The organism is Streptomyces beijiangensis (assembly GCF_017315755.1).
In the GTDB taxonomy this organism is placed as follows: domain Bacteria; phylum Actinomycetota; class Actinomycetes; order Streptomycetales; family Streptomycetaceae; genus Streptomyces; species Streptomyces beijiangensis.
In genome coordinates, this window is record NZ_JAFLRJ010000340.1 from 1 (window position 1) to 21,712 (window position 21,712).

Genomic DNA, 21,712 nt, shown 5'->3' on the forward strand with positions numbered 1-21,712 from the left:
CGGGGGCTCTGCCCCCGGACCCCCGGACACGCGGCCGAAGGTCGCGTACGGGCGGCGCAGCGTTCACCACAAGCCCACCCCGCCACATGATTGTCACGGGCCCGCAATCAACTTCCCACTATGCGGACCCTTTCCTGGGCGACCTCGACAGATGGCCCCGGCCCCTGCCACTCTCCCGCCATGCGCCTGATACGCCTCGCCACCTGCACCGCCACCGCCGTCCTCGCCGTCGCAACCGCCGCCGGCTGCGCCCCGCAGAGCGACGGCGCGTCGGTCACCGCGTCGTCCCCCGGCACCAAGACGGCCTGTGCGCCCGGCACGTTGGCGACCCAGACAGCCGGCAAGCTGACCGTCGGTACGGACAAGCCCGCCTATGCCCCCTGGTTCCAGGACGACAAGCCCGCCAACGGCAAGGGCTTCGAGTCCGCCGTCGCGTACGCCGTCGCCAAGCAGCTCGGCTACGGCGCGTCCGACGTCGTCTGGCGGACCGTCCCCTTCAACAACGCCTTCTCGCCCGGCGTCAAGAAGTTCGACTTCGACCTCAACCAGATCTCGATCAGCGATACCCGCAAGAAGGCCGTCGACTTCTCCTCCGGGTACTACGACGTCCGGCAGGCGATCATCGCGGTCAAGGGCTCCAAGGCGTACGACGCCAAGAGCGTCGCCGACCTCAAGAACGCCAAGCTCGGCGCCCAGGTGGGCACCACCAGCCTCGACCTCATCAACGACACCATCAAGCCCAGCCAGCAGCCCGCCGTCTTCCAGAAGAACGACTTCGCCAAGTCCGCCCTGAAGAACGGGCAGGTCGACGCCATCGTCGTCGACCTCCCCACCGCCTTCTACATCACCTCCGCCGAGGTGACGGACGCGAAGATCGTCGGACAGTTCGAGAACACGACCGGCAAGACAGAGCAGTTCGGTCTCGTCCTCGACAAGGGATCCAGGCTCACCTCCTGCGTCAGCGGTGCGGTCGACGCCCTGCGCAAGGACGGCACCCTGGCCGCACTCGACAAGCAGTGGCTCTCCGAGGCCGTCGACGCACCGGTGCTCAAGTGACGCTCGACAAGCAGGAGTTGTACGTACCGTCGGCGCGGCGGATCGAGCGCGAGCGCTACCGGCGCGCCCGCACCCGCCGCGCCACGGCGATCGCCGCCACCTCCACGCTCGTGGTGGGCGCGGCGCTCTTCCTCGGCGTCGTCAATTCGCCGGGATGGCAGCGCACCCGTGAGACCTTCTTCAGTGCGGAGTACGCCCGCAAGGCGTTCCCCGACGTCATGCAGGGGCTCTGGCTCAACCTCCGCCTCCTGGTCGTCTGCGGTGCGCTCGTCCTGGTCTTCGGGCTGCTCATCGCCGTCGCCCGCACCCTGCGCGGCCCGGTCTTCTTCCCGGTGCGCGCGCTGGCGGCCGCGTACACCGACTTCTTCCGCGGGCTGCCCCTGATCATCAACCTGCTGGTGGTGATCTTCGGCGTCCCCGCGCTCCGGCTGAGCGGTGTCACCACCGACCCGGTGATCCTCGGCGGCGCCGCGCTCGTGCTCACGTACTCCGCGTACGTCGCCGAGGTCTTCCGCGCCGGCATCGAGACCGTCCACCCCTCGCAGCGCGCGGCGGCCCGCTCGCTCGGCCTCTCCAGCGGGCAGGCGCTGCGCTACGTCATCCTGCCGCAGGCCGTCCGGCGCGTCGTGCCGCCGCTCCTCAACGACCTGGTGTCGCTGCAGAAGGACACCGGCCTCGTCTCGATCGGCGGTGCGATCGACGCCGTCTACGCGGCCCAGATCATCGTCGGCAAGGACTTCAACTTCACCCCGTACGTGGTCGCCGGGCTCGTCTTCGTCGCGCTGACGATCCCCATGACCCGCTTCACGGACTGGGTCACCGCACGCATGGACCGCGAGCGCGCCCAGGGAGGCACGGTATGACGATCACCGAGACGGCTCCCGGGGCGACGCCGGTCCTGCGGCTGGATTCCGTACGCAAGACCTTCGGCCGCGACACCCTCGTCCTGCGCGATGTCAGCCTCGACGTCGCCCCGCACACCGTGACCGCCCTCATCGGGACCTCGGGGTCGGGCAAGTCGACACTGCTGCGCTGCGCGAACCTCCTGGAGGACATCGACGACGGGGCGATCTTCCTGGACGGGGAGGAGATCACCGACCCGCGCACCGACGCGGACGCCGTCCGCCGCAGGATCGGCGTTGTCTTCCAGGCGTACAACCTCTTCCCGCACATGTCCGTGCTCGACAACATCACCCTCGCGCCCCGCCGCGTCCACGGCGTGGCGAAGAAGGAGGCCGAGGCGCGGGCGCGCGAACTGCTGGAACGGCTGGGGCTCGGCGGGAAGGCCGGTGACTATCCGGACCGGCTCAGCGGCGGGCAGCAGCAGCGCGCCGCGATCGTGCGCGCGCTGGCGGTACGGCCCCGGCTGCTGCTCCTCGACGAGATCACCGCGGCGCTCGACCCGGAGCTGGTGGGGGAGGTGCTCGGTGTCGTACGCGATCTCAAGGAGGAGGGGATGACCATGATCCTCGCCACACACGAGATGGGCTTCGCCCGCGATGTCGCCGACCAGATCTGCTTCCTCGACGGTGGTGTGGTGCTGGAACGCGGGACTCCGGCCGATGTCTTCGGCGATCCGCGCCATGAGCGCACCCGGCGCTTCCTGAGCCGCATCACCGAGGCGGGACGCCTCTGAGGGAATGCCCGGCCGCCGTGGCACGCTGACCGAGAGGTACAACATCAACAGCGGCAAAGAGGGCAGGCGCGGCCATGGGTGAGCTGATTCTCGTACGGCACGGCGAGACGAGCTGGAGCCGGACGATGAAACACACCAGCTGGACGGATCTGCCGCTGACGACGGTGGGCGAGGGGCAGGCGCGCGCGGTCGCCCCGCTGCTCGCCGAGCGGCGGATCGCGCTCACTCTGACCAGCCCCCTCGGGCGGGCCAGGCGCACCGCAGAGCTGGCCGGGCTGAGCCCGTCGTTCATCGACGCCGATCTGCACGAGTGGGACTACGGGGCGTACGAGGGCATCACCACGCTGGAGATCCACCGCGAGCGGCCCGACTGGGACCTCTGGACCCAGGGCGTCGCCGAGGGCCCGCCCGAGCACCCCGGCGAAACCCCGCAGCAGGTCGGCGAGCGCGCCGACCGGGTGCTCAAGACGGTCGACGCCGCACTGCGCGACGCCGACCTCGACGGGGACGGCGGAGACGTGGTGCTGGTCGCGCACGCGCACTTCCTGCGTGTGCTCACCGCCCGCAGGCTGGGGCTGCCGCCGTCCGGCGGCTCCCTCTTCCGGCTGGACACCGGCTCGGTGAGCAGGATCGGCACCGAGCACGGCCGTCCGGTGGTCGCCGCCTGGAACGAGACCCCCGCCGTCACTGCGTGACGGGAACTCCCGCGGTCTCCTCGACTTCGATGAGGGACGCGCTGTGGCGCTCCGCCTCGAAGGCGGAGTGGCCGCCGCGCAGTCCGAACAGCCGCTTGGCGAGCAGGATGTAGAGCACGGCGAGGATGTTGAGACTCAGCGTGCCGATCTTCAGCCAGCTGACCTTCTCGGTGAGTTCGTAGATCTCCAGCGGGAGGAACGCGGCCGTGGCGACGACGGTCAGATACTCCGCCCAGCGCCTGGCGCGCCACAGCCCGACGGCCTCGACGAGCTCGATCAGGGCGTACACCAGCAGCAGGGTGGCGACCAGGAGCAACGTGGAGTGCTTGTAGCCGAAGGTCTTCTGGATGGTGCCGACCACGGGGGAGTGGTCGAGGTCGTAGTGGAAGTGCCGGAAGACGGGGCGGAAGACGTCGAGGTTCTGGTCGAAGAACCGGCGTACGGAGTCCTGGCTGTTGGAGAACTTCCACACCGCGGCCGCGACCAGCACGATGAACACCCCGCGCACCGCCCGTTCCAGGGCCAGGAAGCGCAGGATGAAGAGGTCGCGCAGGACCTTGCCCCTCGGCACCAGCGGGGCGTCGTCGGCGGGTCCCGAGCCGTGCGGGTCGCCGAGGGCGAAGTCCCCGCAGCGCAGACAGCGCCAGGCCTCGCCGAGACCGGTCTCGGCGCGCAGCCGGTCCCGCAGCTCCGGCTCCTGCGGTGCGTAGGTGACATGCCCCTTGCGTGCGCAGGCGCGGCGGTCCCAGTCGATGTGCATGGACGGAAGGTAGCGGATACGTGCAGACCTTCCCGCAGGGAGGGGCCTGCGGGCTACGCTCGTAAGTCCGTACACCTTGGGGAAGGCAGCGCAGAGATGACGGTGACCCGGCCGGAGGACCTGGACGCCATCCCGCTGCTGGAGCGGGAAGCGGAACTCGCCGCGGGCGCGCGGGCCGTCGACGCGCTGTGCGCGGCGGAGCCGTCCGGCGGGCTGCTGATCTACAGCGGTGAGGCGGGTCTCGGCAAGACGGCGCTGCTCAACGAGTTGCGCCGTACGGCGGCCGGGCGCTGCACGGTCTGGTCGGCGCGCGGCGGCGAGGCCGTCACCTCCGTCCCCTTCCATGTCGTACGGCAACTGCTGCAGCCCGCGCTGAACGAACACGCGCCGTGCGATGTAAAGGAGTTGCTCGGCGACTGGTTCGAGATCGTGGGACCCGCGCTCGGCGTCGCACCGCCCAGCGGGCAGCTGGCCGACCCGCAGGGTGTCAGGGACGGCCTGGACGCGGTGGTCGTGAAGCTGGCGGGACTGCACCGCCCGCTGGTCCTGATCGTCGACGACGCGCACTGGGCAGACCTGGAGACCCTCGCCTGGCTCGCCGCTTTCGCCGGGCGGCGCGACGGGCTCCCGGTCCTGGTGGTCGTCGCGCACCGCACCGAGGAAGCGGTCGGTGAGACCGCCGAGCATCTGCGCACGCTCGGAGCGGTCGCCGACAACGGCAGGACCCTGCGGGTCTTCTCCCCCGACGCCACCGCCGCACTCGCCCGTGCGGCGCTCGGCGACCACAGCGACGACCCGTTCTGCCGTGAGGTGTGGGCGGTCACCGGCGGCAATCCGTACGAGACCGTCGAGCTCATCGCCAAGGTGCAGGACGATTCACTGGAACCGGTCGAGGACTCCGCGAGCGCCCTGCGCGCACTCGGCGCGGGGGCGCGCGGCTCCGGGCTGGTTGCCCGCCTGGAGGAACTGGGCACCGGGGCAACGCGGTTCGCGTGGGCCGCGGCGATCCTGGGCACCGACATCTCGCTGGACCTGGCGGCGTCCCTGGCCGGGATGGGTCCGGCCGAGGCGGGTGCCTGCGCCCAGCGGCTGCGGGCTGCCCGGATCCTGGTTGGCCAGGATCCGATGGAGTTCGTCCATCCTGTGATCGCCGGTGGTGTCTACCGCGCCATCCCCGCAGGGGTGAGGACTGCCATGCACGGTCGGGCCGCCTGGGCGGTCAGCCGGGCCGGACGCCCCGCGGCAGCCGCCGCCCCGCATCTGCTCCAGGTGCACCCCGACCAGGACCCGGAGTTGGTCGAGCAGTTGCGTGCAGCAGCAGCCGAACATCTTTCCGTCGGCGCCCCGGACGCCGCGCGCCGCTGTTTGGAGCGCGCCCTGGAGGAGCCGCCGCTGACCGACGTACGGGCGGTGGTCCTGTACGAACTGGGCTGCGCCACACTCCTGACGTCACCCGCCACCACCGTCGGTTACCTGCAGGACGCGCTCGCCCTGCCGGGCATCGAGGGCGATCTGCGCGTGGACGCCGTCTTCCGGCTCTCCCAGGCGCTGGCGCACAACAACGAGATGCGGGAAGCGGCACGCGTGGTGGCCGCCGAGGCGGAACGCACCGCGGGTGGGCCCGCCCGGACAAGACTGCAGACCGCGCACTTCCTCTGGGAGGGCGTCCAGGCCGTCGAGGACGACGGGCCGGGCCGCTCGCGCCGGCTGGCCGCGATGGCCGATCCGCTGAGCGGCCGCGACACCGCCGAGCGGGTGCTGCTGATGCTGCGCGCCTGGGACGCGACGAACCGCGGCGAGAGTGCCGTCGAGATCGTCCAGATCTGTGACCGCGCCCTGGTCAACGGGCGCCTCGCGCCCGGACTCGGCTGGACCGACCCCGCCTGGGGGTTCGAGCCGCTGGCCATGCTCGGGCTCAGCTATGCCTTCGCCGACCGGCTCGACCGGGCGGAGAGCCTGTTCGCGGAGGCGCTGCGCTCGTACGAGATCAGCGGCTGGAGCGGTGGCCACCTCTCCTTCGCCAACTGTTTCGTCGGCTATGTCATGCGCCGCCGCGGCCGGCTCGTGGAGGCCGAGACGTATGTGCGCGAGAGCCTGCGACTCGCCGAACGCGTCGGCAACGGCCTGCCCATGAACTGGGACGCGGCCTGCATGCTCATCGACATCCTGCTCGCCCGCGGCCATGTCGAAGAGGCCCAGGAGGCGGCCGACCGTTATGGATTCGTCCCGCCCTACCCCTCCACGATCGTCATCCCCGATGCGCCCTCGGTGCGCGGCCGGCTGCTGCTCGCCCAGGGGCGCACGAAGGAGGCCGTGGCCGAACTGGAGGCGGTGGGCGAGGCGTTGAGGGAGCGCGGGCGCCACAACGGCATCCTGGCGCCCTGGGCCTGCGACCTGGCCAGGGCTCTGGCCGACGAAGACCCCCTCCGGGCCGCCGAGTTGGCGGCCTATGCGCGCGACCGTGCCGAGCGCTTCGGCACGGACACGGCGATCGGCGAGGCGCTGCGGTGCGCCGCGGCGCTGGAGAGCGGGCCGCGGGCGGTGGAGCTGCTCGCCGGGGCCGTCGCGTACCTGGAAGCCTCTCCGTGCGCGTACGAACACGCCCTGGCCCGCGTCGAGTACGGGATCGCCGCCAAGTCCACGGCGGAACTGACCCGCGGTCTCACGCTCGCCGAGGCCTGTGGCGCCGACGGTCTGGCGGACCAGGCCCGTCTCGCCTTGAACTGACGTCGATTCGCCCCTCCTGACGGGGAGTTGGGTACATATGTTCGGTGACTCCTGGTGTGCATGCCGAAGCTCAGTGTGCAAAAAGGGGAGAGTCTATTCCTCTTGGGCGTCCCGTGTCCGACGTTGCGTGAATATGCCTCGACGCTGATCTCATCGGGCTACGCTCGCTCACTACGACATGGGTTGGCGTGTATTCATGCACTTGTTCCCACATGTCTTGATAGTTCGATTACCTCCCCCGTCAACTGCCAGAGGGATCACATGGTTCGCGTTGAGGCGCCTCCAGCCGACAGGACACTTCCCCTAGTTCGTGCGCTTCTGCTCTCCGTCGTCCTGACGTCCGCGGCGACAGCGGCCGGCGTGGCCGCGGTGACCGCGCCCGCCCGGATACCGCTTGTGTGGGCCGGAGCCGCGGCCACCGTCGTGGTCGCCGGACTGGTCGCCGAGATCGTCCGACGCGCCGGCGCCGCGCGGTCGTTGCACCACAGTTACGGACAGCGGCTCGCCTTCCTGGAGCACAGGCTCGCCGCGCACGACGCCGAGACCGTACGGCTCGCCAAGGAGCTCATGCCCGCCGCGGTCCACCGGCTGAAGCAGGGCGAGTCACCCGAAGAGGTCATCCGCGCCCTGGTCGACAACAGCGATGCGTACCGGGACCTCCCGCCTGCCCAGCGCGAGATCCTGCGCGCTTTGCTGAGGATCGTCGACGACGAAGAGGCCCAGCGCGAAGGCTCCCAGCACGCCTTCGTCGGCATCGCCCGCCGTGTCCAGTCCATCGTGCGCCAGCAGGCCACGGAGCTCCGGGACATGGAGGACGAGCACGGGCGTCAGCCCGAGGTCTTCGACGACCTGCTCCGCATCGACCACGGCAACGCGCTGATCGGCCGCCTCGCCGACTCCATCTCGGTGCTCGGCGGCGCCCGCCCCGGCCGGCAGTGGCCCAACCCCGTACCGCTGTTCAGTGTGCTGCGCGGTGCGATGTCCCGGATCCTGGAGTACCCGCGCGTAGATCTGCACTCCATCGCCAAGGTCGCGATCGTCGGCCCGACCGTCGAGCCGCTGATCCACGCCCTCGCCGAACTCCTCGACAACGCCACCCGGTACTCGCCGCCGCAGACCCGCGTCCATGTCACCGCCGTCGAGGTGCAGACGGGCATCGCCATCGAGATCGAGGACGGCGGAGTCTCGCTCAGCGAGGAGACCCGCAGGCGCGCCGAGGGCATGATCATCAGGGCCGAGGAGGGCGGCGGTCTCAACGACCTCAGCGACTCGCCCCGCCTCGGTCTCGCCGTGGTCGGCCGGCTCTGCGCGAAGTACAACTTCAAGATCGCACTGAGGCAGTCCGCGTACGGCGGTGTGCGCGCGGTGCTCATCGTTCCGCGCGAGGTCATCACCTCGGGTCCCGCACCCGGCATCGCCCACGGCATCGGCGCCACAGCCATTGCCTCCGCCGCCCCTGGACCCGACCCGCTCGAAGGCCGTAACCACGGGCGAAAGAAGCCGCGAAGGCCGGCCGGACAGAAGCGGCCCACGGTGCCCGCACCCGTCAGGCTGCCCGCCTCGATGTCGATGGAGGACGACGTACCGGTGGTGACCGAGTGGACCCCGAACGGACTCCCGCAGCGCCACAGCCGACTGCGCACTCCGCTGCCCGCCGAGGTTCCGCCGACGTCGACCGAGCCGTTCATCCCGCAGCCGTACACACCGGAATACGCACCGGAATACGCACCGGAACAACCCCAGGGCCACGACCAGTACGACCAGCACGACGAGAAGAAGGCCGAGGACGAGCCGGGTCCCGGCATCTGGCTCGATGCCTTTACCAAGGCAGTCAACGGTGTGCCGCAGGATCCGTCAGAGGGGGACCTGAAGTGATTCAGCAACTGGGCAATATGGACTGGATGCTCAAGGATCTCGCCGACAACGTTCCGGGCGTCCACCAGATCGTGGTCCTCTCTGCGGACGGTCTGCGCATCGCCCGGCACGGCGGCGACCCGGACGCGGCCGACCGGCTCGCCGCCGCCTGCGCCGGACTGCAGTCCCTGGCCGCCGCGGTTGCCACCGAGATCCCCGACAGCGACGGCCGGATGAGACTGGTCGTCATCGAAATCACCGGCGGCTATTTCTACTTGATGGCCGTGTCCACCGGCTCCTACCTCGCGGTCCTCACCGACGAGCACGTGGACGCGGGGCTGGTCGGAGCCGCGATGCGCGACATGGTCGTACGGATCGGGGCGCATCTGGCGGCACCGCCGCGCCATGACGGGAAGGCCGGATGAGCGACGCAGACCCCGGACAACAGCGCCGAAAACGCAGGCAGCCGGAGAAGGCCAAACAGGACCCGGAACGGCTGTATGTGATCACCGGCGGGCCGGACGGCGGCGACCGGGCCGCGCTCGACCTGGTCACCATCGTCGTCGCCCGAGCCGAACCCGCACCGACCGTCCAGCCCGAACAGGTTGCGATCGTCAGGCTCTGCAAGTCGCCTCTGTCGGTGGCCGAAGTCTCCGCCTATCTGAGCCTGCCGTTCAGCGTGGTGACCGCGCTGCTGACCGAACTCCTCGCGGCCGAACTGGTCGAGTCGCGCGCGCCCATGGTCCGCGCCGCGCTCCCCGACCGGGCCCTTCTCGAAGCGGTGATGCATGGACTCCAGAAGCTCTGACACGATCCCGGGCCCCCGGAAGGAGGACGTGCTCCCGGACACGGCCACCGCCGCGGTCAAAATCGTGATCGTGGGCGGCTTCGGGGTGGGCAAGACGACCATGGTGCGCTCGGTCAGCGAGATCCGTCCGCTGACCACCGAGGAGACCATGACCCAGGCGGGTGTCGGCGTGGACGACAACCGCGGGGTGGACAACAAGACCGCCACTACCGTGGCGATGGACTTCGGTCGCATCAGCATCAGCGAGCAGTTGGTGCTCTATCTTTTCGGCACACCGGGCCAGGAGCGCTTCTGGTTCCTCTGGAACGGCCTCTTCGAAGGCGCGCTCGGCGCTGTCGTCCTGGTCGACACCCGCCGCCTCGAAGTCAGCTTCGACGTGATCGGCCGTCTCGAGGAGCGTGGGGTGCCGTTCGTCGTCGCTGTCAACACCTTCCCCGATGCGCCCCGTCATCCGCTGGAGAGCCTGCGGACCGCGCTGGACCTGCCCACCGCTGTCCCGATAATCGACTGCGACGCCCGGCGGCGCGAATCAAGCCGCGACACCCTCATGGCGCTGATGCGCTATCTGCACTCCCTGGCCGTGCAGCGGGCCTGATCCCACCGAAACCCCTTCAACTCGCCTTTCGTACACCCGAATTGGAGCGACCGTGACTACCCCCTTCGATCAAGAACCACCGCCGGAGTGCCCCGCGCACGGGCTGGGCGCCGGCGGACTGCGCAGGCTGTACGGGGCCGAGGCCGAGAACGACCCGATGGGTGTGTACGAGAAGCTGCGCGCCGAACACGGTCCCGTGGCCCCCGTTCTGATCCACGGCGATGTCCCCGCCTGGCTGGTGCTCGGCCACACCGAGAACCTCTACATGACCCGCACCCCCTCGCTCTTCTCCCGCGACTCCCGTCGCTGGGCCCGCCTGCATGACGGTTCGATCGCCCCTGACAACCCGCTCACCCCGGTCTTCACCTGGCAGCCCATGTGCGTCTTCGCCGACGGTGCCGAGCACGAGCGCACCCGCAGCGCCGTCACCGAGGCCATCGACCGGATCGACACCCGGGGCACCCGCCGCTTCATCAACCGCTACAGCAACCGGCTCGTCAACGACTTTTGCGAGGGGGGCCTTGCCGACCTCGTCGGCCGGTTCGCCGAGCATCTGCCGATGATGGTGATGTGCCAGATCCTGGGCATGCCGGAGGAGTACAGCGAGCGTCTGGTGCAGGCCGCCCGCGACATGATCAAGGGCACCGAGACCGCGATCGCCTCCAACGCCTATGTGATGGCCGCCCTGATGCGCCTGGTCGCCGCGCGCCGCGCCGCCCCGGAGAACGACTTCGCCACCCGGCTCATCCAGCACCCCGCCGGAATGACCGACGACGAGGTGGGCCAGCACCTACGGCTGACGCTCATCGCCTCGTACGAGACGACCGCCAACCTCATCGCGAATGTGCTGCGCATGGTCCTCACCGACCCGCGCTTCCGCGCCCAGCTCAGCGGCGGTCATATGACAGTCCCCGAGGCGGTGGAGCAGACCCTGTGGGACGAGCCGCCGTTCACCACGATCCTCGGCCGCTGGGCGGTCTGCGACACCGAACTGGGCGGACAGCAGATCAAGGCTGGTGACGCGCTGCTCGTCGGTATCGCACCGGCCAACGTCGACCCGGTCGTACGCCCCGACCCGCACGCCTCGATGATGGGCAACCGCGCCCATATGGCGTTCAGCGGCGGCGCGCACGAATGCCCCGGGCAGGACGTCGGACGCGCCATCGCCGAAGTCGGCGTCGACGCACTGCTGATGCGGCTTCCCGACATCGAACTGGCCGTGGAAGAGCATGAGTTGCGCTGGAACAGCGCCCTGATGTCCCGGCACCTGATGGAGCTCCCCGTGAAGTTCCAGCCGCAGCCGCAGCAGGACGTCACCAGGCCTCCCGACCCTGCGGCCTCCCGGCGGCCGCAGCCGGAGTGGGAGGTCACCATGAGCGAACCGAAGACGGGGACCGGATCCGCCCCGGTGCCGCAGCAGCCCGCGCCCTTCCAGGCGCCGCCGCAACAGCAGCCTGTCGCCTACATCCCGGCCCAGCGCAGGCCGTCGGCGCCGAAGCGGCTGTGGCAGTCGGTGTCCAGGTGGTGGCGCGGCTACTGAGGCTGAGCGCGGTCGGAGAGCTGGTCCCACCGCCAGGAGACGGTGGGCAGCGGAAGCGGGCCCGGATCGGCAGAGGCCGGGATCCGCTTCCACCAGCCGTCCTCGGCGTCCAGCTGCCCGTCGGCCGCCTTCAGCCACCGGCCCCTGAGCAGCGGCCGCACCGCGTCCTGCCCCAGCACTCGGCCGAGCCCGAAGGCGGTGCCCGCGCCGAGGACCGTCCCCGCGATATTGCCGACCTACCTGCGGGCGTGCAGCCGCAGTGGCAGATGTTCCGGATGAAGGCTGACCGACAGCCGGGAGGGGCGGATCTGGACTCCGGAGACGGGAGACAGGCTCCACCGGGACGCGATCGTGGCCAGGGCGAGCACGGTCTCGGCCATGCCGTAGGTGTCGCCGATGCACTTGCGTGCTCCTCCGCCGAAGGCGACGAAGGCTCCGCGCGGAAGGCCGGATGCATATTCGGGTAGCCATCTGTCCGGATCGAATGCGTGGGGGTCCGGGAAGAGGTCGGGGCGCCGCTGAACGGTGACAGGGCTGAACAGGATGGCGGTTCCGGGGGGCAGGTGCCGCCCGGCCAGTTCGACCTCTTGGGTCGTGGTGCGGGTCAGCAGCCAGCCGGGCGGGTACAGGCGCAGCGTTTCTGTGAGTACGCGGCTGGTGAAGGTCAGTTGTGGCAGGTCCTTCCACTCGGCAGGTCGCCCGCCGAGGACCTGGTCGACCTCCTCCTGGAGCCGGCGTTCGGCTTCGGGATGCGTGGACAGCAGGTGAAGTGCCCAAGCGAGGGCGGCAGCGGTGGTGTCCCCTCCTCCCAGCAGCATGGTGATGAGGTGATCGCGGATTTCCGCATTGCTCATCTCCTGGCCGTCCGGCCCGGAACCGGAGCCGAGGAGGATGGGCAGGATGCCGCCGGAGTCTGTCGCCTCCTTCCGGTGCCCCTCGATCATGCGATCGACGGTGCCGAGAAGATTCTTGACGGCGGTCTGGAAGCGGCGGTTCGCCGGGGTCGGAATCCTGCGCAGGGTGGGCGGGGTGAGCATCCGCAGGAAACTGCCGTTGAACACGGTGTCGAACGAGCGGCGGACCACTTCGATGGTTTCCGCGTCGACGGTGGTGGAGAACAGGGTCCGTGTCACGGTCCGCAGGGCGAATCCGTACAGCTGGGGAAATACGTCGATTTCCTGGCCGTCTTTCCAGTCCCTGGTCAGCGTGGAAATCTCATCTTCCATGACGGCGGCATAACTTTCGATGAGCGCCGGATGGAAGGCGGGCTGGATGAGGCGGCGTTGCCGCCGATGGTCCTGGTGGGTCGAGGTTCCCAGACCGTTGCCCACGAAATCGCGGAGCCGGTCCATGACCGGCCCTCCTTTGTCGTAGACGCTGTCATTGGTCAGGATGCGCCAGACAATCTCGGGATGGCACGGTACGAAGGCCGGTTGCGGTCCCAGCCTTATTTCGACCAGGTCGCCGATCGCGGAGAGCGACTCGAGGAATTCCAGGGGCTGCCTCCACAACTGCCATCCGTGACCGATGGCGGGATGTGCCCCGGGTGCAATGCCGGAGGTGAGCTGGGCGGCCGAAGGCGCGTGTCCGAGCATGGTGGTTCCTCCTGCCTGGTCAGGCGCGGCTGTGCGAGGGGAGGGCATCGTGCCGCGACGTCTGGTACCGCTCTGCACGGAGGTGGTAGTCGAAGTCTCCGCGGACGAGCATGCGATAGTCGTGGACGCACTGGTCGACATTCGCCAGGACGTTGCTGCCGGCCCCGATGGATTTCAGTTGGGAGGTCAGCTGTCGCTCGGCTTTCTGGATGCGTTCGATATACACAGCGAGCATGTCGTTCGCCACTTCGAAAGCTTCCTGCAGCGAGCATCCGCGATGATGCTGGATCAGGCAGACGGAGTTGTGGTAATAGCCGACCTCTTGTTCTTTCTGCGTCGAGCAGATGTCGTTGTAGAGGGCGATATGGTCGGTCGCCGCGTTCCGCAGGGCGATGAATCCGGAAAGGTTCCTCACCGCCTCCGGAAGGTCGATCCGGGCCGGTATCTCGTACAGGTCCAGGAATCCCCGCATGGCGATGGCATCGCGTCGGTGGTGCATGAAATCCTCGACTTCCGGCACATGGCCGGAGGCTCGGTCGGCAGCTTCCGTGTAGTAGGTCCACAGCCACCCCGAGGTGTCCCGGCGGAACACCTTGGTCCACCCGGCCGAGCGGTTCGAGCAGATTCGCTGCCACAAGTCGGAGAGTGCATACTCCAGTGGCCCGGCCGGGGCTGTCTTCCCGTCGATCACTGCGATCAGCCGGACGATGACCTCCTCGCACCGGGCCGGGTCGCGCCCCTGCGGGCCGTCGTCGAACATGTCGTCGACAACGAAGGACCAGACGGTCCATTCGCAGAAGAGCGTAAGGTCGGCCAGCTCTGCTGCGGGATAGATGAGGGACGCCCAGAGCTCGGGCCGGGCCTGGCGGACCTGTTCGTGGATCTCTGGTGTCGGGCACAGGCCGAAACGGTCCGTCCACTGCCACATCGCTACGGCTGCCTCGCTCATGCGTGCGTTGCACCCCATGCTGGGAAACGGCATTTCGAAGTGCGGAAGTGTGGCCCGCTCCGGGATGTTGATCGCCATCATCTTTTACCTCTCGTGTCGTTGCTGTCCGACGCTGCGCGAGGGGTGTCCGGGCAGTGAGTCGGCCTGACGCAGGCATGTGGAATCCCTGTGGCGGCAGGTGAGCTGCTGGTGTGCGTACGTCTGGTGCCTGGCGTCGACGACCAGCGAGTCCCGGGGAGAGGAGGGGACCCGATGCAGGGTCGGAGCCGTGCCGCCGAGGCGGTCACGTGTCGGAGTGCTCATCGGGCACGTTCCTCTCGCCGGGGTCTGGGGCGGGGCGGGGCCATCACCAACCCGGTGCGCTGCACCGGTTGTTGGTGGCTGGCAATCGCCGCGTACAACTAGTACACCGCTCATGTATTCGTTCGAACAAGGGGGCCTGGGGGGTGGAATCGCCAAAATCGGTACAACATAGCGTGGTTGTGATCTCAAGTGGGCGGCGGATCTGCACAAGGGGTGGCAAGAATAGACAGGGCGGCCAACTTGCTGTGACTGTGCTGCGGGTGGCTGGCGATCTGATCGCCTACGTGGAGGCCGACACCCGCTTCCATCTCGGCCTGCTGACCCTCGGCCGGCTGCGGCTCACCCACCCCGAGCAGCCCGACGATCAGTTCCTGGCCGCCGGAGCACCCTGGTTCCTGACTCTCTTCGGCGGTGATTCGCTCTGGGCGGCGCGGATGCTGCTACCACTCGGTACGGAGCTCGCGGCCGGGACCCTGCGTACGCTGGCCCGCCGCCAGGGCGCGGCCATCGACCGCGACTGCGAGTAGCAGCCCGGCCAGATCCTCCACGAAGTCCGGCGTGGAGCCCAGGAGTTCGGCGACGGACTCGCTCTGCCGCCCCGCTACTTCGGAACCGTCGACGCCACCCCCACTGGATCACCCTGCTCCACGACTCCTGGCGCTGGGGCCTCGCCCCCGAGCAGGTGGAAGAGATCCTGCCGCACGCCGAGTCCGCGCTGACCTGGATGAGCGAGTTCGGGGACGCCGACGGCGACGGCTTCCTCGGCGCTGGTGCTCTCCGTCGGCGCCGACGGAACGGTTGGGTGTCGGCGCCGTCCGGACTGCGGATCAGGGGGTGATGGGCGTGCCCAGCAGGCCCGCCATCCACGCCTCGACCTCCTCGGACCTGCGCGGCAGCGCGCCCGACAGGTTCTCGTTGCCGTCCTCGGTCACCAGGATGTCGTCCTCGATCCGGACGCCGATGCCCCGGTACTCCGCGGGGACGGAGAGGTCGTCGGCCTGGAAGTACAGTCCGGGCTCGACGGTGAGGACCATGCCCGGGGCCAGGGCGGTGTCCACGTAGGTCTCGTTACGGGCCTGGGCGCAGTCGTGGACGTCCAGGCCGAGCATGTGACCGGTGCCCGCCATGGTGAAGCGGCGCTGCAGACTCAGTTCGTACACGCGCTCGGCCGGGCCTTCGAGGATGCCCCACTCGACGAGACGCTCGGCCAGCAGCCGCTGGGACGCCTCGTGGAAGTCCCGGTAGTCCGCGCCGGGGCGCACCGCGTCGATGCCGGCCTGCTGGGAGTCGTACACCGCGTCGTAGATCTTGCGCTGGAGCGGCGTGAAGGTGCCGGAGACCGGGAGGGTGCGGGTGACGTCGGCGGTGTAGAGAGTCCTGGTCTCCACGCCCGCGTCGAGCAGCAGGAGTTCGCCGGGGCGGACCTGGCCGTCGTTGCGTACCCAGTGCATGATCGTGGCGTGCTCGCCGGCCGCACAGATCGAGCCGTAGCCGACGTCGTTGCCCTCGACGCGCGCGCGGCGGAAGAAGGTGCCTTCGAGCCAGCGCTCAGAAGTGGCCACGGCGTGCGCCAGCTCCTTGACGACATCGGTGAATCCCTTGGTCGTCGCGTCGCACGCCTTGCGCATCTCGCCGATCTCCCACGCGTCCTTGACCAGCCGGAGCTCGGAGAGGGCCTCCTCCAGCTCGGCGTCGCGCTCCGCGTCCGTGGTGACCGCGGCCTCCAGCCGGGAGTCGTGGCCGCGGACGATACGGGTGGGCGCCTCGGGGAGCGCGGCAAGCTCGGCCGCCGCCTCGCGCACATCGTGCGCGGGCATGCCCAGGCGCGCCTCCTGCTCGGTGAGCGAGTAGCGGCGGCCGACCCAGAGCTCGGCTTCGGCGGCGCCGAGCCAGAACGAACCGTCCTCGCGGGAGGAGCGGGGCAGCTGGAAGCAGTGGGCGTCGTGGCCGCCGTCGGTGGTGGGCTCCAGGACGAGGAGGCCGTCGACACCCTGGTCGCCGGTGAGATGGACATAGCCGCTGTACGGGCGGAAGGGGTAGTCGCTGTCGTTGGAGCGGACCTTGAGCCGGCCGGCCGGGATCAGCAGGCGCTCGCCGGGGAAGCGCGCGGAGAGCGCGGCGCGGCGGGCGGCCGCGTACGGGGCCTGCTCGACTGGGCCGATGCCGTGCAGCTCGGTGTCGGCCCAGTCCTTGCGCATCAGTGCGGCGAGCTCGTCGGGTACAGAGGGGTAGAGGCTGTTCTTGCGGGCCATGGGGGCACCTTCCTGGCTGATCGACGGGCGTGGAATCCAGCCTACGGATCCTTCTCCCAGAAAGAAACATGTGACATAGTACTGGCGTGAGCAATCGACTGACCTGCGATGTTGTGGTCGTCGGGGCGGGAATGGTGGGCGCGGCCTGTGCCCTCTACGCGGCCCGGTCGGGCCTGCGTGTGATCGTCGTCGACCGTGGCCCGGTCGCCGGCGGCACCACCGGCGCGGGCGAGGGCAATCTGCTGGTCTCCGACAAGGAACCCGGCCCCGAACTCTCCCTCGCCCTGTACTCGGGCCGGCTGTGGCAGGACGTCGCGGCCGAACCCGGTCTCGGCGAAGCGATCGAGTTCGAGCCCAAGGGCGGCCTGATGGTCGTCTCCGATCCGGACGGCCTGCACGCACTGGAGACCTTCGCGGCCGGACAGCGCGCCGAGGGCGTCGAGGCCGTGCCGGTCGCCGCCGACGCACTGCATGGACTGGAACCGCACCTCGCGGACGGTCTCGGCGGCGGCATGTACTACCCGCAGGACTGCCAGGTGATGCCCACCCTCGCTGCCGCCCATCTCATCCGCCGCTCCGGAGCCGACCTCCGTACGGGCCGGGCGGTCACCGGCGTGCTGCGCGGCGCCGACGGCAGGCTGACGGGCGTGCGGACCGACGGCGGTGACATCCACGCCCCGGCCGTAGTCAACGCCACGGGCACCTGGGGCGGCGAGTTCGCCGCTCTCGCAGGGGTCCATCTCCCGGTGCTGCCGCGCCGCGGCTTCGTCCTGGTCACCGAGCCGCTGCCCGCCGGGACGGTGCGCCACAAGGTGTACGACGCCGACTATGTGGCCAACGTCGCCAGTGACTCGGCAGCGCTGCAGAGTTCGGCGGTCGTCGAGTCCACCGCGGCAGGCCCTGTGCTGATCGGCGCGACCCGCGAGCGCGTCGGCTTCGACCGTACGTTCTCGCTGCCCGCGGCCCGCATCCTGGCGGCGCAGGCCACCGCGCTCTTCCCCGTACTGGGCAGGGCGCGGGCGATCCGCAGCTATCTGGGCTTCCGCCCGTATCTGCCCGACCACCTCCCGGTGATCGGGCCCGATGCCCGGCTGCCGGGGCTGTACCACGCCTGCGGCCACGAGGGTGCGGGCATCGGACTCAGCCTGGGTACAGGGCAGTTGATCGCCCAGTCGCTGACCGGAACAACCCCGGACCTCGACCTCGCCCCGTTCCGTCCCGACCGATTCCCCGCAGAGGAGGTACCGAGGTGAGGCGTACTCCTCTCGACCTCGTACGCGCCGAACCCGGCCCCGCGTACACCGTCACCTTCGACGGCCGCGAGATCCCGGTGCTGCCCGGCCAGACCGCCGCGGCCGCACTCTGGTCCGCGGGCATCACCTCCTGGCGTACGACCAGGAGAACCGGCGAGCCGCGCGGGGTCTTCTGCGGCATCGGCGTCTGCTTCGACTGCCTGGTGACGATCAACGGCCGCCCCAACCAACGGGCTTGCCTCGTCCCCGCCGAACCGGGCGACGTCATCACGACGCAGGAAGGGACCGGCCACGATGGGCGGAACTGAGCAGCACACCCTCGTCGTGATCGGGGCGGGCCCGGCGGGGATCGCGGCCGCGCTGGCGGCGGCGGACGCGGGGGTACGGGTGACGATCGTGGACTCCGCCCCGCAGGCGGGAGGCCAGTTCTACCGCCGCCCGGCGGCGGGCCTCGGCGCGCGGCGCCCGCAGGCGCTGCACCATGCGTGGGGGACGTGGGAATCGCTGAACGCCCGGCTGCAGGCGCACATCGCGGCGGACCGCATCCGTCACCTGACCGACCATCATGTCTGGTTCGTGGAAAGGCTGGAGACAGCCTTCACCGTGCACGCGCTCGTCGGACCCGAGCAGACCGATCCTGACACGGTCACCGCCGACGCGGTCGTGCTCGCCACCGGCGGGTACGAGAAGGTGCTGCCGTTCCCCGGCTGGACGCTGCCCGGGGTCGTCACCGCGGGCGGTGCGCAGGCCATGCTCAAGGGCGGGCTCGTACTGCCCGGCCGTACCGTGGTCGTCGCCGGGACCGGGCCGCTCCTCATGCCGGTCGCCGCCGGACTCGCCGCCGCCGGTGCCACGATCGCCGCGTACATCGAGTCCGCCGACCCCAAGTCCCTTGTACGGCACGCCTCCACGCTGGCGCGCAATCCGGCCAAGCTCGCCGAGGGCGCGCAGTACGGGGCGGCACTCGCCCGCCACGGAGTGCCCGTACGGATGCGCCACACCGTGGTGCGGGCCCACGGCACCGCCCGCCTCGAAGCCGTCACCGTCGCCGCGCTCGACGCCGAAGGGCGCATCAGACCGGGCACGGGGCGGCGCATCGCCTGCGACACCCTCGCCGTCGGCCACGGCATGCTGCCGCACACCGACCTCGCCGAGACGCTCGGCTGCGCCCTCGACGGAGTCCGCGTCGCCGTCGACGCCGAGCAGCGCACCGATGTGCCCGGCATCTGGGCGGCCGGTGAAGCCACCGGCATCGGGGGAGCGGTGCTCTCCCTGGCCGAGGGCGAGATCGCCGGACACTCCGTCGCGGCACAGTTGCAGGGGACCGACCCGGACCCGCGCGGCTGGTCGGCCGCCGCGAAGACCCGCTCCCGGTTGCGCGCCTTCTTCGCCGCGATCGACACCGTGTACGCACCGCCCGCGCACTGGCCCGAGTCCGTCACCGACGAGACCGTCCTCTGCCGCTGCGAGGAGGTGACCGCCGGTGAGATCCGCGAGGCCGTCGAGGGACTCGGCGCGGGCGATCTGCGTACGGTCAAACTCCTGACCCGCGCCGGAATGGGCTGGTGCCAGGGGCGGATCTGCGCCCCCGGGGTCGCGGGTGTCGCGGGCTGCCCCGCGGACACCGCACGGCGGCCCTTCGCCCGCCCCGTACCCCTCGGCGTACTGGCCGGGCCCGCAGACACAGAGCCGAATCGACACCACTGACGATGAAATGGGAACGCGGATGACCACCACCGAGAAGACCTTCCCCTGGCGTGGCGTGCTCGTCGCCACCGCCCTGCCTCTCGACGCCGACCTGAGCGTCGACTTCGACGCTTTCGCCGCACACTGCACCTGGCTGGTGGAGAACGGCTGCGACGGCGTGGTCCCCAACGGCTCGCTCGGCGAGTACCAGGTCCTCACCGACGACGAGCGCACCAAGGTCGTCGAGACCGCCGTGGCCGCCATCGGCGGGGAGCGCGTGATGCCCGGTGTCGCCGCCTATGGATCCGCCGAGGCCCGCCGCTGGGCCGAGCAGGCGCGCGACGCGGGCTGCGCGGCCGTGATGCTGCTCCCGCCGAACGCGTACAAGGCCGACGAGCGCTCCGTCCTCGCCCACTACGCCGAGGTCGCGAAGGCGGGCATAGACATCGTCGCGTACAACAACCCGCACGACACCAAGGTCGACCTGACCCCCGCGCTCCTCGCCAGGCTCCACGAGGCAGGTCACATCCGCGCCGTGAAGGAGTTCTCCGGCGACGTCCGCCGCATCTATGAGATCGCTGAACTCGCCCCGGAACTCGATGTGTTGGTCGGCGCGGACGACGTACTCCTCGAACTCGCCATCGCCGGCGCCAAGGGCTGGGTCTCCGGCTATCCGAACGCCCTGCCCAAGTCGACCGTAGAGCTGTACAAGGCCGCGATCGCCGGTGACCTCGCCACCGCCGTCCCGCTCTACCGTCAGCTGCACGCACTGCACCGCTGGGACTCCAAGGTCGAGTTCGTCCAGGCGATCAAGCTCTCCATGGACATCGTCGGCCGGCACGGCGGCCCGGTCCGTCCGCCGCGCGTCCCGCTGCTCCCGGAGCAGGAGCAGGCGATCCGCGCGGCCACCGAGAAGGCCGTCGCCGAGGGTCTCGCGTAGTACGTACGCCATCCCACCCGCCGCTATTCCAGAGGGAGTTGGACACCGATGCGCAGCAAGCTCGTCCTGCACGCCGTGGACTCGCACACCGAGGGCATGCCCACCCGTGTGATCACCGGTGGCATCGGTGTGATCCCCGGCGCCACCATGGACGAACGCCGTCTGTGGTTCCGCGAGAACCGCGACGACATCCGCAACTTCCTGATGAACGAACCGCGCGGCCACTCCGCGATGAGCGGGGCGATCCTCCAGCCGCCGACCCGGCCCGACTGCGACTACGGCGTCGTGTACATCGAGGTGTCCGGCTATCTGCCGATGTGCGGCCACGGCACCATCGGCGTCGCCACCGTCCTGGTCGAGACCGGCATGGTCCCGGTCGTCGAGCCGGTCACCACCATCCGCCTGGACACCCCGGCCGGCCTCGTCATCGCCGAGGTCGCCGTCGAGGACGGCGCGGCGAAGTCCGTCACCATCCGCAATGTCCCGTCGTTCGCGGTGGCCCTCGACCAGAAGGCCACCCTGGCCGACGGGCGGACGGTGACGTACGACCTCGCCTTCGGCGGCAACTTCTACGCGATCCTGCCGCTCGAAGAGTTCGGGCTGCCTTTCGAGCGCGAGCGCAAGGACGACATCCTCGCCGCCGGGCTCTCGCTGATGGATGCCATCAACGCCGGTGGCCCGCCGGTGCATCCGGAGAACCCGACCATCAACGGCGTCCATCACGTCTATCTCGCCGCGCCGGGCTCCGACGCCGAGCTCTCCCGGCACGCCATGGCCATCCATCCCGGCTGGTTCGACCGCTCACCCTGCGGTACGGGGACCTCCGCGCGCATGGCGCAGCTGCACGCACGCGGTGAACTCCCCCTGAACCAGGACTTCCGCAACCAGTCCTTCATCGGCACCGAGTTCACCGGCCGTCTCGTCGAGACCACCGAGGTCGCGGGCGTGCCCGCCGTGGTGCCGACCATCACCGGCCGCGCCTGGGTGACCGGCACGGCTCAGTACCTGCTGGACCCGGAAGACCCGTTCCCTGCCGGGTTCCAGCTCTGAGGCCGCATAATGG

General features: G+C 69.9%; 22 protein-coding genes. 16 read left to right on the forward strand and 6 right to left on the reverse strand.

The window, feature by feature from the left end:
• Positions 1-180: 180 nt before the first annotated feature.
• The 4 genes from J0695_RS29755 to J0695_RS29770 all read left to right on the forward strand — a co-directional run bounded on the left by J0695_RS29755 (position 181) and on the right by J0695_RS29770 (position 3,387).
• Entirely contained in the window at positions 181-1,056 is an 876-nt protein-coding gene (locus J0695_RS29755; RefSeq protein WP_242553370.1) for an ABC transporter substrate-binding protein, read from the forward strand.
• Positions 1,053-1,919: an amino acid ABC transporter permease gene (locus tag J0695_RS29760; protein WP_206967209.1), complete on the forward strand. Its 867-nt coding sequence runs from the start codon at positions 1,053-1,055 to the stop codon at positions 1,917-1,919. The genes J0695_RS29755 and J0695_RS29760 overlap by 4 nt, the downstream gene beginning before the upstream one ends.
• Complete coding sequence (locus J0695_RS29765; protein ID WP_206967212.1) at positions 1,916-2,692, forward strand: amino acid ABC transporter ATP-binding protein; 777 nt, start codon at positions 1,916-1,918, stop codon at positions 2,690-2,692. Before J0695_RS29760 ends, J0695_RS29765 begins: the two co-directional genes overlap by 4 nt.
• A gap of 74 nt (positions 2,693-2,766) precedes the next feature.
• Positions 2,767-3,387, forward strand: a complete 621-nt coding sequence (locus J0695_RS29770) for a histidine phosphatase family protein (protein WP_206967214.1) — start codon at positions 2,767-2,769, stop codon at positions 3,385-3,387.
• Here the strand turns inward: J0695_RS29770 and J0695_RS29775 are convergent.
• The gene (locus J0695_RS29775; RefSeq protein ID WP_206967216.1) at positions 3,377-4,147 is read right to left on the reverse strand and encodes a DUF2127 domain-containing protein; all 771 of its coding nucleotides are present in this window, start codon (positions 4,145-4,147) and stop codon (positions 3,377-3,379) included. The genes J0695_RS29770 and J0695_RS29775 overlap by 11 nt on opposite strands.
• Before the next feature lie 96 nt (positions 4,148-4,243).
• Between J0695_RS29775 and J0695_RS29780 the strand changes: the two genes are divergently transcribed.
• The 6 genes from J0695_RS29780 to J0695_RS29805 all read left to right on the forward strand — a co-directional run bounded on the left by J0695_RS29780 (position 4,244) and on the right by J0695_RS29805 (position 11,671).
• Positions 4,244-6,874 carry an ATP-binding protein gene (locus tag J0695_RS29780; RefSeq protein WP_206967218.1) on the forward strand — a complete coding sequence of 877 codons (2,631 nt, stop codon included), beginning with the start codon at positions 4,244-4,246 and terminating at the stop codon, positions 6,872-6,874.
• 261 nt (positions 6,875-7,135) lie between these two features.
• Entirely contained in the window at positions 7,136-8,749 is a 1,614-nt protein-coding gene (locus J0695_RS29785) for a sensor histidine kinase (protein ID WP_206967220.1), read from the forward strand.
• Positions 8,746-9,153 carry a roadblock/LC7 domain-containing protein gene (locus J0695_RS29790; RefSeq protein ID WP_206967222.1) on the forward strand — a complete coding sequence of 136 codons (408 nt, stop codon included), beginning with the start codon at positions 8,746-8,748 and terminating at the stop codon, positions 9,151-9,153. Before J0695_RS29785 ends, J0695_RS29790 begins: the two co-directional genes overlap by 4 nt.
• A complete protein-coding gene (locus tag J0695_RS29795) occupies positions 9,150-9,536 on the forward strand; it encodes a DUF742 domain-containing protein (protein ID WP_206967224.1) in 387 nt (128 codons plus the stop codon). Before J0695_RS29790 ends, J0695_RS29795 begins: the two co-directional genes overlap by 4 nt.
• Positions 9,517-10,131 carry a GTP-binding protein gene (locus tag J0695_RS29800; RefSeq protein ID WP_206967226.1) on the forward strand — a complete coding sequence of 205 codons (615 nt, stop codon included), beginning with the start codon at positions 9,517-9,519 and terminating at the stop codon, positions 10,129-10,131. The genes J0695_RS29795 and J0695_RS29800 overlap by 20 nt, the downstream gene beginning before the upstream one ends.
• 52 nt (positions 10,132-10,183) lie before the next feature.
• On the forward strand, positions 10,184-11,671 hold the full coding sequence (locus tag J0695_RS29805; RefSeq protein WP_206967227.1) for a cytochrome P450: 1,488 nt from the start codon (positions 10,184-10,186) through the stop codon (positions 11,669-11,671).
• Here the strand turns inward: J0695_RS29805 and J0695_RS29810 are convergent.
• From J0695_RS29810 to J0695_RS45760, 4 genes are read right to left on the reverse strand one after another with little or no spacing between them, the layout of a single operon-like run.
• Positions 11,665-11,850 carry a hypothetical protein gene (locus J0695_RS29810; protein ID WP_206967229.1) on the reverse strand — a complete coding sequence of 62 codons (186 nt, stop codon included), beginning with the start codon at positions 11,848-11,850 and terminating at the stop codon, positions 11,665-11,667. The two genes, J0695_RS29805 and J0695_RS29810, sit on opposite strands and share 7 nt — an antisense overlap.
• Before the next feature lie 57 nt (positions 11,851-11,907).
• Positions 11,908-13,266 (reverse strand): cytochrome P450, encoded by a 1,359-nt coding sequence (locus J0695_RS29815; protein ID WP_206967231.1) that lies wholly within the window; start codon positions 13,264-13,266, stop codon positions 11,908-11,910.
• A 19-nt stretch (positions 13,267-13,285) separates the two neighbouring features.
• Positions 13,286-14,296 carry a terpene synthase family protein gene (locus J0695_RS29820; RefSeq protein ID WP_242553371.1) on the reverse strand — a complete coding sequence of 337 codons (1,011 nt, stop codon included), beginning with the start codon at positions 14,294-14,296 and terminating at the stop codon, positions 13,286-13,288.
• A gap of 3 nt (positions 14,297-14,299) precedes the next feature.
• The gene (locus J0695_RS45760) at positions 14,300-14,632 is read right to left on the reverse strand and encodes a 1-deoxy-D-xylulose-5-phosphate synthase N-terminal domain-containing protein (protein ID WP_372445841.1); all 333 of its coding nucleotides are present in this window, start codon (positions 14,630-14,632) and stop codon (positions 14,300-14,302) included.
• A 146-nt stretch (positions 14,633-14,778) separates the two neighbouring features.
• Here J0695_RS45760 and J0695_RS45765 point away from each other — a divergent pair, with 146 nt between their 5' ends.
• A complete protein-coding gene (locus J0695_RS45765) occupies positions 14,779-15,045 on the forward strand; it encodes a hypothetical protein (RefSeq protein ID WP_372445842.1) in 267 nt (88 codons plus the stop codon).
• 300 nt (positions 15,046-15,345) lie between these two features.
• Here the strand turns inward: J0695_RS45765 and J0695_RS29835 are convergent, their stop codons facing one another.
• Complete coding sequence (locus J0695_RS29835; protein ID WP_206967234.1) at positions 15,346-16,770, reverse strand: aminopeptidase P family protein; 1,425 nt, start codon at positions 16,768-16,770, stop codon at positions 15,346-15,348.
• An 86-nt stretch (positions 16,771-16,856) separates the two neighbouring features.
• Here J0695_RS29835 and J0695_RS29840 point away from each other — a divergent pair, with 86 nt between their 5' ends.
• The 5 genes from J0695_RS29840 to J0695_RS29860 are packed head-to-tail and all read left to right on the forward strand — an operon-like array spanning position 16,857 to position 21,699.
• Positions 16,857-18,023, forward strand: coding sequence for an NAD(P)/FAD-dependent oxidoreductase (locus J0695_RS29840; RefSeq protein WP_206967236.1), 1,167 nt, complete (start codon positions 16,857-16,859; stop codon positions 18,021-18,023).
• Positions 18,020-18,331, forward strand: coding sequence for a (2Fe-2S)-binding protein (locus J0695_RS29845; RefSeq protein WP_206967238.1), 312 nt, complete (start codon positions 18,020-18,022; stop codon positions 18,329-18,331). Before J0695_RS29840 ends, J0695_RS29845 begins: the two co-directional genes overlap by 4 nt.
• Positions 18,318-19,730: an FAD/NAD(P)-dependent oxidoreductase gene (locus J0695_RS29850; protein ID WP_206967240.1), complete on the forward strand. Its 1,413-nt coding sequence runs from the start codon at positions 18,318-18,320 to the stop codon at positions 19,728-19,730. The genes J0695_RS29845 and J0695_RS29850 overlap by 14 nt, the downstream gene beginning before the upstream one ends.
• A 19-nt stretch (positions 19,731-19,749) precedes the next feature.
• Positions 19,750-20,649 (forward strand): dihydrodipicolinate synthase family protein, encoded by a 900-nt coding sequence (locus tag J0695_RS29855; RefSeq protein ID WP_206967242.1) that lies wholly within the window; start codon positions 19,750-19,752, stop codon positions 20,647-20,649.
• Between the two features lie 48 nt (positions 20,650-20,697).
• The gene (locus tag J0695_RS29860; protein ID WP_206967244.1) at positions 20,698-21,699 is read left to right on the forward strand and encodes a proline racemase family protein; all 1,002 of its coding nucleotides are present in this window, start codon (positions 20,698-20,700) and stop codon (positions 21,697-21,699) included.
• The last annotated feature ends 13 nt before the right edge of the window (positions 21,700-21,712 follow it).

Excerpts from the sequence above, each read along its gene's own strand:
- J0695_RS29800 (WP_206967226.1), top strand. The coding sequence starts at position 9,517 with ATGGACTCCAGAAGCTCTGACACGATCCCGGGCCCCCGGAAGGAGGAC.
- J0695_RS29850 (WP_206967240.1), top strand. The coding sequence starts at position 18,318 with ATGGGCGGAACTGAGCAGCACACCCTCGTCGTGATCGGGGCGGGCCCG.
- J0695_RS45760 (WP_372445841.1), bottom strand. The coding sequence starts at position 14,632 with ATGAGCGGTGTACTAGTTGTACGCGGCGATTGCCAGCCACCAACAACC.
- J0695_RS29770 (WP_206967214.1), top strand. The coding sequence starts at position 2,767 with ATGGGTGAGCTGATTCTCGTACGGCACGGCGAGACGAGCTGGAGCCGG.
- J0695_RS29835 (WP_206967234.1), bottom strand. The coding sequence starts at position 16,770 with ATGGCCCGCAAGAACAGCCTCTACCCCTCTGTACCCGACGAGCTCGCC.
- J0695_RS29795 (WP_206967224.1), top strand. The coding sequence starts at position 9,150 with ATGAGCGACGCAGACCCCGGACAACAGCGCCGAAAACGCAGGCAGCCG.
- J0695_RS29860 (WP_206967244.1), top strand. The coding sequence starts at position 20,698 with ATGCGCAGCAAGCTCGTCCTGCACGCCGTGGACTCGCACACCGAGGGC.
- J0695_RS29755 (WP_242553370.1), top strand. The coding sequence starts at position 181 with ATGCGCCTGATACGCCTCGCCACCTGCACCGCCACCGCCGTCCTCGCC.
- J0695_RS29820 (WP_242553371.1), bottom strand. The coding sequence starts at position 14,296 with ATGATGGCGATCAACATCCCGGAGCGGGCCACACTTCCGCACTTCGAA.
- J0695_RS29775 (WP_206967216.1), bottom strand. The coding sequence starts at position 4,147 with ATGCACATCGACTGGGACCGCCGCGCCTGCGCACGCAAGGGGCATGTC.
- J0695_RS29815 (WP_206967231.1), bottom strand. The coding sequence starts at position 13,266 with ATGCTCGGACACGCGCCTTCGGCCGCCCAGCTCACCTCCGGCATTGCA.
- J0695_RS29785 (WP_206967220.1), top strand. The coding sequence starts at position 7,136 with ATGGTTCGCGTTGAGGCGCCTCCAGCCGACAGGACACTTCCCCTAGTT.
- J0695_RS29855 (WP_206967242.1), top strand. The coding sequence starts at position 19,750 with ATGACCACCACCGAGAAGACCTTCCCCTGGCGTGGCGTGCTCGTCGCC.
- J0695_RS29765 (WP_206967212.1), top strand. The coding sequence starts at position 1,916 with ATGACGATCACCGAGACGGCTCCCGGGGCGACGCCGGTCCTGCGGCTG.
- J0695_RS29780 (WP_206967218.1), top strand. The coding sequence starts at position 4,244 with ATGACGGTGACCCGGCCGGAGGACCTGGACGCCATCCCGCTGCTGGAG.